This is a genomic window from Streptomyces niphimycinicus (assembly GCF_018883605.1).
Classification (GTDB): Bacteria; Actinomycetota; Actinomycetes; order Streptomycetales; family Streptomycetaceae; genus Streptomyces; species Streptomyces niphimycinicus.
On record NZ_JAHLEM010000334.1, the window covers coordinates 1 to 1,071 of the forward strand.

Annotated in this window: 1 protein-coding gene; it reads left to right on the top strand. The window is 65.5% G+C overall.

The features are described 5' to 3' along the window. Positions 1–1,071, top strand: a 1,071-nt coding sequence (gene dnaE / locus KN815_RS27650) for a DNA polymerase III subunit alpha (protein ID WP_216344631.1), incomplete at both ends; no start/stop codon positions are given.

Genomic DNA, 1,071 nt, shown 5'->3' on the forward strand with positions numbered 1-1,071 from the left:
GGCAAGGGCATCCCGCTGTCCGGCATCACCGACCCGGAACACCCGCGGTACTCCGAAGCGGGCGAGGTGCGGGCGATGTACGAGAACGAGCCGGATGCGCGGAAGGTCATCGACACCGCCAAGGGTGTCGAGGGCCTGGTGCGGCAGATGGGTGTGCACGCCGCCGGTGTGATCATGTCGAGCGAGCCGATCGTGGACCATGTCCCGGTCTGGGTGCGGCACACCGACGGCGTCACGATCACGCAGTGGGACTACCCCACCTGTGAGTCGCTCGGCCTGCTGAAAATGGACTTCCTGGGCCTGCGCAACCTGACCATCATGGACGACGCCGTCACGATGGTGCGTGCCAACAAGGGCGTCGACCTGAAACTGCTCGAGCTGCCGCTGGATGACCGCGGGACCTTCGAGATGCTCGGCGGCGGCCACACCCTCGGTGTGTTCCAGTTCGACGGCAGCGCGATGCGCTCGCTCCTGCGGCTGATGAAACCCAACCAGTTCGAGGACATCACCGCGGTCACCGCCCTGTACCGGCCGGGCCCGATGGGCATGAACTCGCATATCAACTACGCGCTGCGGAAGAACGGCCAGCAGGAGATCACCCCGATCCACCCGGAGCTGGAGGAGCCGCTCCGGGAGGTCCTCGACATCACCTACGGCCTGGTCGTCTACCAGGAGCAGGTCCAGAAGGCCGCCCAGGCCCTCGCGGGTTACTCACTCGGCCAGGCCGACCTGCTGCGACGGGCGATGGGCAAGAAGAAGCAGGAGGTCCTGGACAAGGAATTCATTCCGTTCCGGGACGGCTGCCGGGAGCGCGGCTACTCCGATAAGGCCGTGCAGGCGGTCTGGGACGTACTGGTGCCCTTCGCGGGCTACGCCTACAACAAGGCACATGCGGCCGCCTACGCGCTCGTCTCGTACTGGACCGCATATCTCAAGGCCAACTACCCCGCCGAGTACATGGCGGCGCTGCTCACCTCGGTCCGTGACGACAAGGACAAGTCGGCGGTCTATCTGAACGAGTGCCGTCGTATGGGCATCAAGGTGCTGCCGCCGAACGTCAATGAGTCCGAG